The 15,143-nt window shown below is 66.7% G+C and carries 17 protein-coding genes, 1 tRNA gene and 2 pseudogenes; 7 read left to right on the forward strand and 13 right to left on the reverse strand.

All coding sequences use genetic code 11. The features are described from left to right. Positions 1-138, forward strand: a pseudogene (locus tag RMN84_RS00005) (IS5/IS1182 family transposase); the annotation flags it as partial. Positions 139-421: 283 nt separating this feature from the next. Here the strand turns inward: RMN84_RS00005 and RMN84_RS00010 are convergent. Together RMN84_RS00010 and RMN84_RS00015 are read right to left on the reverse strand one after the other, a co-directional pair. Further along, positions 422-1,609, reverse strand: a complete 1,188-nt coding sequence (locus RMN84_RS00010; protein ID WP_309610163.1) for a phage integrase central domain-containing protein — start codon at positions 1,607-1,609, stop codon at positions 422-424. An 8-nt stretch (positions 1,610-1,617) separates the two neighbouring features. Then, a tRNA-Ser gene (locus RMN84_RS00015) sits at positions 1,618-1,708 on the reverse strand. 142 nt (positions 1,709-1,850) lie between these two features. On the opposite strand from RMN84_RS00015, the gene RMN84_RS00020 reads away from it, so the two are divergent. From RMN84_RS00020 to RMN84_RS00030, 3 genes are read left to right on the forward strand one after another with little or no spacing between them, the layout of a single operon-like run. Beyond that, a complete protein-coding gene (locus RMN84_RS00020; protein ID WP_309610179.1) occupies positions 1,851-2,252 on the forward strand; it encodes a metallopeptidase family protein in 402 nt (133 codons plus the stop codon). After that, complete coding sequence (gene ccmA, locus RMN84_RS00025; RefSeq protein WP_309610164.1) at positions 2,249-2,812, forward strand: heme ABC exporter ATP-binding protein CcmA; 564 nt, start codon at positions 2,249-2,251, stop codon at positions 2,810-2,812. Before RMN84_RS00020 ends, ccmA begins: the two co-directional genes overlap by 4 nt. Beyond that, positions 2,809-3,444: a heme exporter protein CcmB gene (locus tag RMN84_RS00030; RefSeq protein WP_309610165.1), complete on the forward strand. Its 636-nt coding sequence runs from the start codon at positions 2,809-2,811 to the stop codon at positions 3,442-3,444. The genes ccmA and RMN84_RS00030 overlap by 4 nt, the downstream gene beginning before the upstream one ends. Here the strand turns inward: RMN84_RS00030 and RMN84_RS00035 are convergent. The 8 genes from RMN84_RS00035 to RMN84_RS00070 are packed head-to-tail and all read right to left on the reverse strand — an operon-like array spanning position 3,441 to position 8,926. Further along, positions 3,441-4,304 carry a class I SAM-dependent methyltransferase gene (locus RMN84_RS00035; protein WP_309610166.1) on the reverse strand — a complete coding sequence of 288 codons (864 nt, stop codon included), beginning with the start codon at positions 4,302-4,304 and terminating at the stop codon, positions 3,441-3,443. The genes RMN84_RS00030 and RMN84_RS00035 overlap by 4 nt on opposite strands. Further along, entirely contained in the window at positions 4,301-5,530 is a 1,230-nt protein-coding gene (locus RMN84_RS00040; protein WP_309610167.1) for a pitrilysin family protein, read from the reverse strand. Before RMN84_RS00040 ends, RMN84_RS00035 begins: the two co-directional genes overlap by 4 nt. Then, positions 5,527-6,135, reverse strand: a complete 609-nt coding sequence (locus RMN84_RS00045) for an SURF1 family protein (RefSeq protein ID WP_309610168.1) — start codon at positions 6,133-6,135, stop codon at positions 5,527-5,529. Before RMN84_RS00045 ends, RMN84_RS00040 begins: the two co-directional genes overlap by 4 nt. Beyond that, positions 6,132-6,461: a DUF983 domain-containing protein gene (locus RMN84_RS00050; RefSeq protein WP_309610169.1), complete on the reverse strand. Its 330-nt coding sequence runs from the start codon at positions 6,459-6,461 to the stop codon at positions 6,132-6,134. The genes RMN84_RS00045 and RMN84_RS00050 overlap by 4 nt, the downstream gene beginning before the upstream one ends. A gap of 46 nt (positions 6,462-6,507) precedes the next feature. Beyond that, positions 6,508-7,326 (reverse strand): cytochrome c oxidase subunit 3, encoded by an 819-nt coding sequence (locus RMN84_RS00055; protein ID WP_309610170.1) that lies wholly within the window; start codon positions 7,324-7,326, stop codon positions 6,508-6,510. 30 nt (positions 7,327-7,356) lie between these two features. Further along, on the reverse strand, positions 7,357-7,914 hold the full coding sequence (locus RMN84_RS00060; protein ID WP_309610171.1) for a cytochrome c oxidase assembly protein: 558 nt from the start codon (positions 7,912-7,914) through the stop codon (positions 7,357-7,359). Next, positions 7,911-8,039 carry a hypothetical protein gene (locus RMN84_RS00065; RefSeq protein WP_309610172.1) on the reverse strand — a complete coding sequence of 43 codons (129 nt, stop codon included), beginning with the start codon at positions 8,037-8,039 and terminating at the stop codon, positions 7,911-7,913. Before RMN84_RS00065 ends, RMN84_RS00060 begins: the two co-directional genes overlap by 4 nt. Continuing rightward, positions 8,036-8,926: a heme o synthase gene (locus RMN84_RS00070; protein WP_405051404.1), complete on the reverse strand. Its 891-nt coding sequence runs from the start codon at positions 8,924-8,926 to the stop codon at positions 8,036-8,038. The genes RMN84_RS00065 and RMN84_RS00070 overlap by 4 nt, the downstream gene beginning before the upstream one ends. A gap of 143 nt (positions 8,927-9,069) precedes the next feature. Here RMN84_RS00070 and RMN84_RS00075 point away from each other — a divergent pair, with 143 nt between their 5' ends. Next, a complete protein-coding gene (locus RMN84_RS00075; protein ID WP_309610174.1) occupies positions 9,070-9,690 on the forward strand; it encodes a peptidylprolyl isomerase in 621 nt (206 codons plus the stop codon). Between the two features lie 15 nt (positions 9,691-9,705). Here RMN84_RS00075 and RMN84_RS00080 read toward each other — a convergent pair whose 3' ends face one another. After that, positions 9,706-10,326, reverse strand: coding sequence for a CHRD domain-containing protein (locus tag RMN84_RS00080; protein WP_309610175.1), 621 nt, complete (start codon positions 10,324-10,326; stop codon positions 9,706-9,708). 163 nt (positions 10,327-10,489) lie between these two features. Between RMN84_RS00080 and RMN84_RS00085 the strand changes: the two genes are divergently transcribed. Further along, a complete protein-coding gene (locus RMN84_RS00085; protein WP_309610176.1) occupies positions 10,490-11,497 on the forward strand; it encodes an alpha/beta hydrolase in 1,008 nt (335 codons plus the stop codon). Here the strand turns inward: RMN84_RS00085 and serA are convergent, their stop codons facing one another. Together serA and RMN84_RS00095 are read right to left on the reverse strand one after the other, a co-directional pair. After that, positions 11,498-13,081 (reverse strand): phosphoglycerate dehydrogenase, encoded by a 1,584-nt coding sequence (gene serA / locus RMN84_RS00090; RefSeq protein ID WP_309610177.1) that lies wholly within the window; start codon positions 13,079-13,081, stop codon positions 11,498-11,500. It abuts the gene before it with no gap. A 99-nt stretch (positions 13,082-13,180) separates the two neighbouring features. Next, on the reverse strand, positions 13,181-14,302 hold the full coding sequence (locus tag RMN84_RS00095; RefSeq protein WP_309610178.1) for a phosphoserine transaminase: 1,122 nt from the start codon (positions 14,300-14,302) through the stop codon (positions 13,181-13,183). A gap of 348 nt (positions 14,303-14,650) precedes the next feature. Between RMN84_RS00095 and RMN84_RS00100 the strand changes: the two are divergent. Continuing rightward, positions 14,651-15,143: pseudogene (locus RMN84_RS00100) on the forward strand (hypothetical protein); the annotation flags it as partial.

Raw genomic sequence — 15,143 nt, forward strand, 5'->3', positions numbered from 1 at the left:
GTCGAGCGCTTCTTCAGCAAGCTCAAGCACTTCCGCCGCATCGCCACCCGCTACGACAAGCTCGCCGACAACTTCCTCGCCATGGTCAAACTCGCCTCATTGCGGCTGTGGCTGCGCGCTTATGAGTCTACGGCCTAAACAGACGGGGGGCAGCTCGTCACCCGTCGCCGCAAACTTTCGATATCGCGTCCAGCATGATTCCACGAACCGCTTGCTAACGGTCTTGCCGAAAAAGTCGCTGGCCTTTTCCGTGTGTTTATCGAGTATCCGCTCCCGATGCCCATAGGGCCTCCAGCCCTCATAAAGTTCTACCCACTGCTGCCAATCTTTCTCGCAGGCACGGCCGATCAAGAGTCGCTGGCGAAGTGAAACTATCGCCGGGCGGCCGGCACCCGGCCTTGCGCCGCCGCGCCGCGAAGGTTCACTGCTCAACGCGCACTGCCAGCTGAACGACCTTGGCGCTCGCCAAGTTGCAATAGCTTCCCCAAGCGTCCATCAACCCGCGCCGCTTCTCCAAAAGGTTGCCGCGACGGTAGGCGGCTTCGACCTTGTTCGGGATGGCATGGGCAAGGGCGGCTTCGGCCAAGTCGCCGGAAAATTGGGTGTCTTCCGAGACCCAGTCGCGGAAGCTGGAACGGAACCCGTGGGCAGTGACCGCCTCGCCCATGTCGCGAAGCACCTTCATCAGCGTCATGTCGCTCATCGGCTTGTCGCGCTTCACGCCGGGGAACACGAATTGCGACCCTTCGGTGCGAAGGTCATGGACGCGCTGGAACACCCGCTTGGCAGTTGGCGACAAGGGAACGACATGCTCGCGCCCCGCTTTCATCCGGCTGGCGGGGAGGGTCCATAGGCCCTTCTCCAGATCGACCTCGCCCCATGTCGCGCCGCGTATCTCGCCGGAACGGGCGGCGGTGAGGATTGCCGCCTCCAGCTCCAGCCGCCCGAACGACTCGCGCTGGCGAAGGCGGGTGAGGAAAGCGGGAACATCGGTAAAGGCCATTGCCGCATGGTGGCCGTCCTTCTTCGGCTGGCGGGCTAGACCTTTGCTCAGTGACCGCATCGGCGCTTCGCTGTCGCGGTGGCCCTTGGAATAGGCCCAGTCGAGCACCGCGCCGATGCGCTGGCGGACCCGGCGCGCGGTCTCCGGCTTCTCGGTCCATATCTCGGCCAGCACTTCGCGCACGGCGGGACCGTCGATGTCGCTCACCTGCCGATCGCCCAACGTGGGGAAGGCATAGACCTCCAGCGTTCGTAGCCATTGGGCCTGATGCTTCCCGTTGCGCCATGTCTTCTTATGCTCGGTGTGGACCTGTGAGGCCGCTTCCCGGAAAGTCGGGATGCCAGCCGCCTTGCGTCGCTGTGCGACCGGATCGAGACCGGCTTCGACCTGCGAGCGAACATCCGCCGCCCGCTGGCGGGCAAGGGCAAGCGTCACCTTGCTGGCCGCACCCACGCCAATGTCCCGCCGCTTGCCATCCTTCTGGACGCGGACAATCCATGAGCCGTTGCCGCCCGCACCGACCACGAGGAGCAATCCGTCGCCGTCGCTGTAGCGCCCGGGCTTGGAGAGATTCGCTTTGACGCCCGTTGCGGTGAGCTTGGCCATTTTGATGGTGGCGGAGCGGGAGGGATTCGAACCCTCGATACGCTTTTGGCGTATACTCACTTTCCAGGCGAGCGCCTTCGACCACTCGGCCACCGCTCCGCATATCGACTGATCGTCTCGTGCGAAGCACGAGGCGTGAATCAGGCGATCAATCAAATCGCACTGGATGGCGCGGCCTTAGAGGCCATGTAAGGGATCGGCAAGGTTGCCCGCCGCCGTCGCCCGCCCCTATGGCGAAACAATGGGGCGGCACTTCTCTCATCCACCGTCGGCCGACGAGATCGAGGCGATCGCGCGCGCCGCGCTCGCCCGGCTGCCGGTGGCCTTCGCGCGCCACCTCGGCGAGGTTGTGCTGCGGATCGAGGAAGAGGCCGACGAAGAGACGTTGACCGCGCTCCGCATTGGCCATCCGCTCGACCTGACCGGCCTCTATGAGGGCGTGCCGATCGGCGAGAAGGAGAGCGCCGCGCCCGGTGCCATGCCCGACCGCGTCACCCTCTATCGCCGCGCCATCCTCGACGAATGGGTCAGTGACGGCGAGCCGTTCGAAACGCTGGTTCATCACATCGTCATCCACGAAATCGGCCATCATTTTGGCCTGAGCGATGCCGACATGCACGCGCTCGAGGAGCAGGCGCGATGAGCCTGATCGGGTTCGAGGGCGTCGCCTGTCTGCGAGGCGGGCGATTGCTGTTCGAGGCACTCGACCTCGCCATCGCCCCGGGCGAGGCGGTGCATGTCACTGGAGCCAACGGCACCGGTAAGTCGAGCCTGCTGCGGCTCGCGGCCGGGCTGCTCGCGCCGGCAGCGGGACGGATCGAGCGCCCGGCCACAATCGCGCTGGCCGACGAGGCTTTGGCGCTGGACCGCGAACGCACGCTGGGCGAAGCGCTCGGCTGGTGGGCGCAGCGCGACGGCGGCGACTTGGCCGCCGCGCTTGATGCCTTCGGCCTGACCGACCTTGCTCCCGTCCCGGTGAGGTTACTCTCGACTGGCCAGGCGCGGCGCGCGCGGCTGGCGCGCGTTGCGGCGAGCGGGGCGAAACTGTGGCTGCTCGACGAGCCACTCAACGGACTCGATGCCGATGGCATTTCCCGGTTAGCGGCGGCACTCTCGAAACACATCTCGAGCGGTGGAGGAGTTATCGTCGCCAGCCATGTCGCGCTCGGCGGCGCGTGGCGCGAACTGGCGCTCGGCCAATGATCGGCGCGCTGATCCTGCGCGACCTGCGCCGCGCGCTGACCGGCGCGGCATGGCTGCCGGTCGCCTTTTTCCTGATCGTCGCCGCGCTGATCCCGTTCGCGGTCGGGCCCAGTGGCGCGCTGCTCGGCCGCATAGGCGGCGGCGCGCTGTGGATCGCGGCGCTGACCGCAGCGCTCCTCCCGATCGAGCGGCTGGTCGAGCCTGACCGCGCCGACGGGGTGCTCGACCAGCTCGCCTTGCGTGGCGTGGCCGAGGAAACCGTCGCCGCCGCCAAGATCGCCGGTCACTGGCTGGCGTTCGGGCCGTTGCTGCTGCTCGCCGCCCTGCCCGGCTCGCTGCTGCTCGGGCTCGACGGTCCGGCACTGGCCCGAGCGCTCGTCTCGCTCGCCATCGGGACCCCGGGGCTGGCGGCGCTGGCGGTGGCCGTCGCCGCGCTGACTGCCGGGCTGGCGCGGGCCGGGGCGCTGGCCGGGCTGCTATTGCTGCCGCTGGCCGTTCCCCTGCTGATCTTCGGCGCGGCGGCGAGTGGCGGCGAGCCGTCGTCGCTGGCACTGGAAGGGGCGGTCTCACTATTGCTCGTCGCCGGCGCGCCGTTCGTCACCGGTGCAGCCATCCGTGCCGCGCGGACCTAGTCCCTAAACCACCGCGCGAAGATCGCCGTCGGCAGCAACAGCCCGCGCGCTTCCTCGCGCACCGCCATCTCGCCGACCTCGACCGTCCCGCCCAGCGCCGCCGTGACCTGCCGCAACAGCTCGCCGATCGCCAGCGCCGACATCCGCACCGCATAGACCGTCAGCACCAGGAAGCGGCTGTCGCCATCGAGCAGCCGCGCGCAATCGGCCAGCAGCAGCGGCAGATGCTCCTCCAGCCGCCACATCTCCCCCTCCGGCCCGCGCCCGAACTTGGGCGGGTCAAGGAGGATGCCGTCGTAGCGCCGCCCGCGCCGCACTTCGCGCGCCGTAAACTTGCTCGCATCGTCGACGATCCAGCGGATCGGCCGCTCGGCCAGCCCCGACAGCGCGGCATTGGCACGCCCGCCCTCGACCGATTTCTTTGACGCATCGACATGGACCAGCTTCGCGCCGGCTTCGCTCAGCAGCAGCGTACCGACCCCGGTGTAACCGAACAGGTTGAGGACCTCCCCATCCGCAGCACGTGCCTGCATCCAGTCCCACTGCGGTGCCATGTCGGGGAAGAATCCCAAATGCCGGAACGGAGTCAGCGAGGCGTGAAACCGCACGCCGCCGCGCGCGAGCGGCCAACTGCGCGCCACCGGGCGATGTTCGATCCAGCGCCCGCCGCCGTCCTCGTCCGACCCCGGCACGAAGGTCGCATCGGGGTCCCAGTCGTTCGATGACGGTGCCCACATTGCCTGCGGTTCCGGTCGCACCACCCGCACCGCGCCATAGCGTTCATATTTGCGGCCCTGCCCGCAATCGAGCAGGCCATAATCGTCCCACGGCTCGGCGACGATCGTCGTCAGCCCGCTCACGCCGCCAGCGCCAGCCTGCTGCCGATCGAGGCGATCGCGATCGGTCCCTCGTGAAGCGCCTGCCCCGCCGCTCGCGCCGCCGCGACATCGACCGCGCGCAGTTCGGCGACCAGCTCGGCCGGGGTCATGATCCGTCCGAACACCTCGATCGACCGCGCCATCTGGTCGGCTCGACCCTGCACCGTTTCCAACGTCATCAGCAGCCCGGCCTCCATCTGCGCCCGGGCGCGGGCCAGTTCGGCTTCACTCAGATCGTCGGCAGCGCGCGCAATCACGTCACGGGCCAGCGCCATCGCCTCCCCCGCCTTGCCCTTGTCGGTCGCGCAATTGACTGCGAACAGGCCGGTGTCGGCGAACCCCTGCCCCCAAGCGTAGATCGAATAGGCCAGCCCGCGCTCCTCACGCAGCTGCTGGAACAGGCGCGACGACATGCCCCCGCCGACCGCCTGGGTGAACAGGCCAAGCGCGGGCGCGGTTGGATCGGTCGAGGCGACCCCGGGCATGGCGAACGCCCAATGCGCCTGCTCGAACGACCGCCGGTCATGGCGCACGCCGCCGGCAAAGCTCGCCGGCGCGATCGCCGGCGTCGTGCCCGGCGCGATGTCCCCGAACAGCTGCTCGGCCAGCGCCACCACCGCCGCCGGATCGACCGCCCCGCTCGCCGCGACGACGATCCGCTCGGGCCGATACTCGCGCTCGAGCCACGCCCGGCAATCGGCGGCGGTGGCGGCGCGGATCGTCGGCTCGCGTCCCAGCACCGGCCGCGCCAGCGCCTGGCGCCCGAAGCAGGCTGTGAACAGATGATCGTGGATGAGGTCGTCGGGTTGGTCGAGCGCTTCGCCTAGCTCGGACAGGATGACCTGCTTCTCGCGTTCCAGCTCTGCTTCGTCCAGCGTCGGCGCGCGGACGAGGTCGGCAATCAACGTCAGCGCCAACGGTACGTCTGCGCCCAACACCCGCGCGTGAAACACCGTCTGGTCGCGCGCGGTCCAAGCATTGAGCGATCCGCCAACATCTTCGATCGCCTCGGCAATCGCCCGCGCATCGCGGCCGCCAGCGCCCTTGAACACCATATGCTCGACAAGGTGCGCAAGGCCCCCCAGCGCCGCCGGCTCCGACCGCGATCCGACACTGGTGTAGACGCCAACCGCGGCCGACTGCGCGCCCGGCATCGGGTCGACCGCGACGGTCACTCCGTTGGCCAGGCGGTGAAGCGCCCCGCTCATGGCTTGGCCGTCCCTGCTTCGCTCCGCCGCAGCGCGAGCAGATAGATGATCGCCGCGATCGCCGCGAACAGCCACCACTGCACTGCATAGCTGCGGTGATTGTTAGGAATCGTATCAATACTCGGCGGCGCGGCCTGCTGTAGCCCAGGCACCGCGCCATCGATCACCAGCCGCATCCGGCTGACCTTGTCGGGCGCTATCACGCCACTGACCAGCCCACCCTTCCAGTCGCCTCCGGCGTTCGGGTCCTTGGACCAGCCGATGACTACCGCCATCCCCGGACCTTCGGCGCCGGTGCGACAGTTAGCGACGTGGGCGAAGCCGGGCTCGCCGCCCTTGCTCTCGCCTGCGACCGTGCGCCGCCCGACGACCTCCAGGCAGTTGCCCGTCGCATAACGATAGAGCGGCAAATTCTTGCTATCGATCGGCACCGTCGGAAAGGCGATCGGCGGCAACGTCGCGGCCTGGGCATAGCGTGCGATCAGCGCTTCCTTCTCATGCGCCCGGCGCAACTGCCAGAAGCCGAGCGCAATCATCGTCGCGACTGCGGCGGCAACGATGATCGTCGGGATCAGCGGCAGGGGGCGGGGCAACAGCGCACTCATCGGACGATTTTCCCTTCGCCCGCGGCTTGGCGATATTCCTGATAGATGAGCAGCGCCTTGGCCAGCCGCAAGCCGCCGAGCGTCAGCGCGATCCCGACCGGCACCCACACCAGATGGACCCAATAGGGCGGACTTTTGGCCAGCTCGAGCCAGATTGCGCCGATCGTCAGGATCGCGCCGACGATCAGGATCAGGAACGCCGCCGCTCCGTCGCCGACATTGAACGCTGCGAAGTCTAGCCCGCAACGGCTGCATTTGGGCGCGAACGCCACCGCCCCGGCGAACAGCGTCCGCTGCCCGCACCGCGGGCACAATCCCTGAAACATCGCCGCCGCTCTCGATGGCGGGGTCACGGGCGCGGTGCCCGTCACCTCAGCCGTGGATCGGCGCGCCCCAGCCGCCCCAGATGTAGATGGAGACAAACAGGAACAGCCACACGACATCGACGAAATGCCAGTACCAGGCCGCCGCCTCGAACCCGAAATGCTGCTTGGGCGTAAAGTCGCCGTTGTTGGCCCGGACCAGGCAGACGATCAGGAAGATCGTACCGACGATCACGTGGAAACCGTGGAATCCGGTGGCCATGAAGAAGGTCGAGCCATAAATCGAATTCTTGAATGCGAACGGCGCGTGGGCATATTCCCACGCCTGGATGCTGGTAAAGACCAGGCCGAGCAGAATGGTGCACAGCAGGCCGAGCTTCAGCCCCTTGCGGTCATTATGGATCAGCGCGTGGTGCGCCCACGTCACCGTCGTTCCCGAACACAGCAGAATCAACGTGTTGACCAGCGGGAAGGCGAACGGGTTAAGGACATGGATGCCCTTTGGCGGCCACGTCGCCCCAACCGCGTCGACCGCGCTCGGGAATAGCGACGCGTCGAAGAACGCCCAGAACCAGGCGACGAAGAACATCACTTCCGACGCGATGAACAGGATCATGCCATAGCGCAGATGGAGCGACACCACCGGCGTATGGTCGCCGGCGTGCGCCTCGTTGATTGTGTTGCGCCACCAGCTGTAAAAGGTCACGAGGACCATCGCGAACCCGGCCAGGCAGACGAACTTGCCATAGGGGTTGTTGTGCAGCCACATCACCCCACCACCGGTCAGTGCCAGCGCCGAGAAGGCGCCGATGATCGGCCACGGATCGGGCGCCAAAATGTGATATTCGTGGTTCTTCGTGCCGGACATGCAGCGTTTCCCTTGTTCCTTCGTCCGCCTCTAGCTGGCTGACGCGGCGGTTTCCACCGGGTAAAATGTGTAACTCAGCGTAATTTCGTCGATATCGCGCGTATCGGGATCGGTACGCAGCTTGGGATCGACGAAGAAGGTCACCGGCATGCGGACATGCTCGCCCGCTTTCAAGGTCTGTTCGCTGAAACAGAAACAGGCAATCTTCGTGAAATATTTGCCGACCTGCGCCGGCGTCACGTTGAACACCGCCTGACCGGTGGTCGTCCGCGCCGTCAGGTTGGTCGCCTCATAGAAGATTTGCGTCTTCGCCCCCGGTCGCACCACGACCCGTCCCTGCTCAGGCCCGAACTTCCACGCCAGCTTTGGGTCGATATTGGCATCGAACCGCACGCCGACGCTCCCCGCCACGGCGCCCGGTGCCTTGGCCGCGCGACCGGTCGTGCCATCGAACCCGGTCGCCTCGCAGAAAATGCGGTATAGCGGCACTGACGCGAACGCGAGCCCGACCATCGCCGCGACAAAGATCGCCGCGTAGAGCGCGACCCGGCGGTTGCGCCGGTCGAGCGAGGCCGTCGCGCCGCTCACCAGTTCAACCTGATCTTGGCGACCGAAATGGCGAACACCAACACCACGAACCCGCCGAGCAGCAGCGCGGTCAGCAGCGAACGCTCGCGCTGGCGCTTGCGGATAAGTTCCTCGGGCGGAATCATGCGCCGGCTCCCATTAGCAATAGTCGGTCGGCGACCAGCGCCCCGAACAAGATGAACAGGTAAAGAATCGAATATTTGAATAGCTGCCGCTCAGGCTTCATCGCCGCCGCGTCGCTGGTCGTGTTGCGCCACACCCTGAGCGCCAGCACGCCGAAGATCACGTTGAGCACGACCGACGTCACGCCATAGATAGCGCCGGTCAGCCCCAGCGGCCACGGCGCGATCGCCACGATGACCATCGGCAGGGTGTAGAGCGCGACCAGCCGCCGCGTCACCGCCAACCCGCGCACCACCGGTAGCATCGGCACCCCGGCGGCGGCATAATCCATCTTCACGAACAGCGACAGCGCCCAGAAATGCGGCGGCGTCCACAGGAAGATCATCGCGAACAGCAACGCCGGCAACAGCGTCACATCGCCCGTCGCCGCAGCCCAGCCGAGCAAGGGCGGAAACGCCCCAGCCGCTCCGCCGATGACGATATTCTGGACCGTCCGCGGCTTCAGCCACATGGTGTAGACGAACACATAGAACAGAATCGACACCGCCAGAATGCCGGCCGCCAGCAGGTTCGTTGCCAACCCCATCAGCAGGACGGAGAAGACACTCAGACCCACCCCGAAGTGCAGCGCCGTCTGGCGATCGAGGCGGCCGGCAGGGAGCGGACGCCGCGCGGTGCGCTTCATCTTGCCGTCGAGTTCGGCTTCATACCATTGATTGAGCGCGCCCGCCGCGCCCGCGCCCAGCGCGATGCACAGCACGGCGGTGAACGCCAGCACCAGCGGCAGGCGCACCGGCGCCGCGATCAGCCCACACAGGCCGGTGTACACCACCAACGTCATCACGCGCGGTTTGGTCAGCGCGAACAGGTCGCGCCAATCGGCGGGCATGGCAGCGTCTGAAATCGCCTCGGCGGCGGCGGGAGTCGGCAAGGGAAAGCTGTTCACGCGCGCCCCATAGAACCTCACGCCCGTCGTGGAAAGACCTGCCCGACCACCATTGCACTTGGCGCTGGCAGGGCTAGCCTGCTGAAATGATTCAGCGACTCGCCCTATTGGCTGCCCTCCTCGCCGCCCCGCTCCCCGCTCGAACCCTGATGCGCGCATCATCGCCCGCCACCGTGCCGCAGGAAGACCTTGTCAAGGTCGCGATCGACACTAGCGCGGGCCGCATCATCGTCGCGCTCGATCGCGCCCACGCACCGCTGACGGTCGCCAACTTCCTCCGCTACGTCGATACGCACCGCTATGACGGCCAGAGCTTCTATCGCGCCATGCGCTACGACCACGGGGGCGGGCTGGTCCAGGCCGGGGTGCGATCCGACATCCGCTTGCTCTACCCGCCGGTTGCACACGAGCCGACGTCGAAAACCGGGATCCACAACGTCAAGGGCACGCTCGCCATGGCTCGCCTCAACCCGGGTAGCGCGCGCAGCGACTTCTTCGTCCTAGCCAGCGACACTCCTTCGTTCGACGCTGGCGGTGAAGGCGGCGACGCCGACGGCTATGCCGCCTTCGGCCATGTCGTCGAAGGAATGGATGTGGTCGAAAAGATCCTCCACGCCCCGGTTTCCGCAACCAAAGGCGCAGGGGTCATGAAAGGCCAGATGCTCAGCCCGGTGATCAGGATCGTCAAGGCCGGCCGGCTGAAATAGCCGCGCCATGCCGGTTCAGGCGAGCGCCACCCGCCGCCGCCGCCGAAGCGCCACCCCTGCCGCGCCGAACCCGGCGAGCATCATCATCCACGTCGCCGGCTCTGGCACCGGCGCCAGAAAGCCGCGAATTTCGCCCCCGGGAAACCGGGTCGTGTGGATGTTGAGATAGGAACGCCCGCCATTCATTGCCGCTGCAAGCGCCGCCTCCGCGCCGGCCGCAGTCCCGCCATTAGCGGTGACGAACGGAGCGTTGAACGATGCCAGCAGGGTCAGGTTGAACAGATTGTCATAGCTGCCCGACGAAACGCCGAGCGGGAATCCGCCGAAGGTCGGGGTCTCCGTCGCCACCCCCGCCGTGCCGGTGAACGGCGTCGGCGTGGCCGCATGGATATGCGATGCGGTCGTAGTCCCGAGCAGCCCGGAGAAAGTCACCTGCACCCGCAGCGTATGCAGTACGTCGTCATAAGTGACGATCGCCGACCCGGTCCCCGGCGACGCATTGGGCGGCGCCTCGGCCCCGCCGCTCAGCGCAGCGGTGTAGACGGTCACGGCCGCCGCGGCAGGCGTCGCGCCGACCAGCGCAAACGACATGGCGACAGTGGAAAGCGAGGCAAATCCGACGGAACGAGCGTTCATGACGCGACTCCTCGATTGCAGAAGTGATGAACAGGCTCCCGAACGGCATCAGAGTCAACTGACCGCTAACCGTCTCAAGGTCGTTCCAACGCCACAATCCTTTCATCGCCGGTTCAGCCGGCGTCGTCATTTTGTTCTCGAGGCAATGCGGCGGAGACGGAACATGGCGACTTCCAGGAGCTTGATCGGCGCGGCGCTGCTGGCGGCGAGCGCGACAATCGTCGGCGGAGTGGCGGTGGCGCAGCGGGCGGCGCTACCGGCTGAGTGCCGTAAGCAGATCGTCGATCTGTGCCGCGGCGCGGAGGGCGGATTTCGTCAGTGCCTGATGACGGCCCTGCCCAAGCTGAACGACGACTGCCGCCAGGCGATCAGCGATCGCGCCGCCGCCCGCGCGCCGGAAATCCCCGGGCTGGTCGAACTGTCCTATGGCACCGACCCGCTGCAGAAGCTCGACCTGCTCAAGCCCGCGAACACGGCCCGTGCGCCAATCCTGCTGTTCCTCCACGGCGGCGGCTGGTTGATCGGCGACAAGCGCCAGGCCGAGGGCGCCAAGCCGGTCCATTTTACCAACATTGGCTGGGCCTTCGCCTCGGCCAACTACCGCCTCGTCCCCCAGGCGACGGTCGAGCAGCAGGCGGCCGACATCGCCAGCGCGATCGCTTGGCTGCGCGCCCACGCCGCCGAGCAGGATCTCGACCCCGACCGGATCGTCCTGATGGGGCATAGCGCGGGTGCGCATCTGGCGGCGCTGGTCGGCACCGATCCGCATTATCTGGCGGCAGCAGGCGTCCCGATGAGGGCGATCAACGGCGTTGTCCTGCTCGACGGCGCGGCCTACGACGTGCCGGCGCAGATCAAGGCGACGGGGAATCTGGTGCAGCCAATGTACGACGCCGCCTTCGGGTCCGACCCGGCACGACAGAGATCGCTCTCACCGACATTACAGGCCGCCGCTCCCAATGCCGCCAACTGGCTGATCCTGCCGGTCGCGACGCGGGCCGATTCGGTCGCGCAATCGGGCGAGCTGGCCGCCGTTCTGACGCCGGCCGGCAGCCGGGTCAGCGTCGTGCCGGTCCCCGACAGCAGCCACGCCAAGCTCAACCACCAACTCGGTACCGACGGCGACTTCGCCACCGGCGAAGTCGACCGTTTCCTAAACGCTCTTCGCTAATCAGAACTTCAGCGGCCGGACCATCTTCACGCCGGGCAGCGCCTCGACCTTGCGTACTACTTCCGGTCCGACCGCCTCGTCGAGCGACAGCAGCAGCACCGCTTCATCGCCGCGTCCGAGCCGACCGAGATGGAAGGTGCCGATGTTGATTCCGGCCTCGCCCAGCGTTGTCCCGAGCCGGCCGATGAACCCGGGCCGGTCCTCGTTGACGATGTAGAGCATGTCGCCGACCAGATCGGCCTCGATCTTGATTCCGAACAACTCGACCAGCCGCGGCGTGGCATTGCCGAACAGGGTGCCAGCGACAGCCCGCTCGCCCGCTTGGGTCTTGGCGGCGACGCGCAGCAGCGTGTGGTAATCGCCCTCGCGGTCGTGGCGCACCTCGCGCACGTCCAGCCCGCGCTCCTTCGCCAGCACCGGCGCGTTGACCATGTTCACGCTGTCCGAATGGACCCGCATGAACCCGGCCAGCACCGCCCCGGTGATCGGCTTGTTGTTGAGCGCGGCAGCGGCCCCTTCGGTCTCGATCGACAGGCAGCCGATCGACCCGTGCGCCAGTTGCCCGACAAGACTGCCGAGCTTCTCCGCCAGCGCCATGTACGGGCGAAGCCGCGGCGCTTCCTCGGCCGACAGGCTCGGCATGTTGATCGCATTCGTCACCCCGCCCAGCAGCAGATAATCGCTCATCTGCTCGGCGACCTGGATCGCGACATTGACCTGCGCCTCGCTGGTCGACGCGCCGAGGTGCGGGGTCGAGATGAAGTTGGGTGTGTTGAACAAGGGCGAATCCTTGGCCGGTTCGCTTTCGAACACGTCGAGCGCCGCGCCGCCGACCTGGCCGCTGTCGAGCGCATCCTTGAGCGCCGCTTCGTCGATCAGCCCGCCGCGCGCGCAATTGATGATCCGCACGCCCTTCTTGGTCTTTGCAAGGTTCTCGCGGCTGAGGATGTTGCGGGTCTGGTCAGTAAGCGGCGTGTGCAGCGTGATGAAGTCCGCACGGGCGAGCAATTGCTCCAGCTCGACCTTCTCGACCCCCATTTCGACCGCCCGCTCGGGCGTCAGGAACGGGTCGAACGCGACGACTTTCATTTTGAGGCCAAGCGCGCGACTGGCGACGATCGAGCCGATATTGCCCGCCCCGATCAGGCCGAGCGTCTTGCCCGTCACCTCGACCCCCATGAAGCGGTTCTTCTCCCACTTGCCGGCCTGGGTCGAGGCGTCGGCCTCGGGCAGCTGGCGGGCGAGCGCGAACATCAGCGCGATGGCATGTTCGGCGGTGGTGATCGAATTGCCGAAAGGCGTGTTCATCACAACCACGCCGTGCGCGGTGGCGGCGGGAATGTCGACATTGTCGACTCCGATCCCGGCGCGACCGACAACCTTGAGCTTCGTCGCGGCATCGAGGATCTTCGTCGTGACTTTGGTCGCCGAGCGGATCGCGAGGCCATCATAGTCACCGATGATCGCGGTGAGTTCGTCGGGCGTCTTCCCGGTAATTTCATCGACGTGGATGCCGCGCTCGCGGAAGATCGCGGCGGCGCGCGGGTCCATGCTGTCGGAAATAAGGACTTTGACTTGGGTCATTCATATTATCCTTCGTCATTCCCGCGAAAGCGGGAACCCAGTCCCGCCACACGGCAAAATATTGAAAAAGCTGGGTTCCCGCTTTCGCGAGCATGACGATCAAGCGGTTTGAAGCTGTTTCCAAGCCCAGTCGAGCCACGGCCCGAGCGCCTCGATATCGGCCGTATCCACCGTCGCCCCGCACCAGATGCGCAGCCCCGGCGGGGCATCGCGATACCCCGCGATGTCGTAGGCAACGCCTTCCTTCTCCAGCAAAGCGGCGAACCGCTTGATGAAGTCTGCGTCCGCGCCTTCGACTGTCAGGCACACGGAGGTTTTCGACCGACTCGCCGGATCGGCCGCGAGATGGCCGAGCCACGGTCGCGCCGTGACGATTTCATCGAGCGCCGCCGCATTGGCATTGCTGCGTGCGATCAGCCCGTCGGCGCCACCGATCGACTTCGCCCATTCCAGCGCGACAATCGCATCCTCGACCGCCAGCATCGACGGCGTGTTAATCGTCTCGCCCTTGAACACGCCCTCGATCAGCTTGCCCTTCGCGGTGAGGCGGAAGACCTTCGGGAGCGGCCACGCCGGGGTATAAGACTCCAGCCGCTCGACCGCGCGCGGGCCGAGGATCAGCACGCCGTGCGCGCCTTCGCCGCCGAGCACCTTCTGCCAGCTGAAGGTCGCGACATCGATCTTGGTCCAGTCGATCTCGTACGCGAATACCGCACTGGTCGCGTCGGCGAAGCTCAGCCCCGCCCGATCGGCCGCGATCCAATCGGCGTCCGGCACGCGCACGCCCGACGTCGTCCCGTTCCAGGTGAACAACACGTCGCTTGTCCAGTCGATCTGCGACAGGTCAGGCAGCTGGCCATAATCGGCGCGGATCACCGCCGGGTCGATCCTGAGCTGCTTGACCGCATCGGTCACCCAGCCCTCGCCGAAACTCTCCCACGCCAGGGTCGTCACCGGGCGCGCGCCCAGCATCGTCCACATCGCCATTTCGAAAGCGCCGGTATCCGACCCAGGCACGATGCCGATGCGGTGCGTGTCGGGGAGGCGCAGCAGTTGGCGCATCAGGTCGGTGCAATATTGCAGGCGCGCCTTGCCGATCTTCGAGCGGTGCGACCGGCCGAGCGATTCGATAGCGAGTTTGGCAGGGGTCCAACCAGGCGGCTTGGCACAGGGCCCGGACGAAAAATACGGACGCGCGGGACGCGTGGCAGGTACAGTCATGTCAGTCTCTCCTCACAGAGAGCGCGCGCCGCGTTGGGACGGCGTGGCCCGTCGCCGCACATAACGATGTTGCAACGCAGCGCAAGCGAGACAGATTCGCTCAATCGATTGCGGCCGAAAAAACTGACCAGGCGCAAGTGATTGCTCGGTTCACCGCAGGCTCGTGACGGCTCGTCCCGCGATGCGGAACTTATGGTTGAAAAGATTAACCCGGCACGGTCTGAAGTGCCGGTCACCGCGCGATAGGCAAAGTCGTGCAGCGACAGCGGGGCTGGGGAGCTCCTTCGGAACGGGATTTCTTCGGCGGCACCTTCGGGTGTGCCGCCGGACAGAGGAGCTTGAACGTCCATGGCCGCAGCGTTGACCGCGACAAGACCGTTTCCAGGCCTGCTCCTGTGCGACCGCGATCTGTTCGTCCATGATGGCGCGACGCTTCGGCGGCTGCGCCTGTCTGCTCCGGTCCAGGCGCTGTTTCTCGCCCTCATCTTCGCGCTGGTCGCCTTCTCAGGCTATTCCGCCGCCCGCCTCCTCTCCTCGCCGACCCTGACCGCCGCGTCGCTGGGCGATGCTGCCGAGGCCCGCGCCCGCAAGATCGAACAGCGCCAGGCGCTGATCGAGGCGGCGTTGGCCGGTAACCGCATCGATCCCGCCGCCGTGCAGGCTGCCACTGGCGGCGTCGGCCAGGCCGGAACCCTCGCCCGCGTCGAAACCGCTCAACTGGCCCAGGCCGCGCTGGTCGCCCGCGCGCTCGACACCCGCTATCAAGTGACCACCGCTGAACTCAAGCGCCTTGGCCTGACCCCGGCCCGCCTTGGCGAAACTGGCCAGGGTGGCCCGTTCG

This window comes from Sphingomonas sp. (assembly GCF_031380695.1).
In the GTDB taxonomy this organism is placed as follows: domain Bacteria; phylum Pseudomonadota; class Alphaproteobacteria; order Sphingomonadales; family Sphingomonadaceae; genus Sphingomicrobium.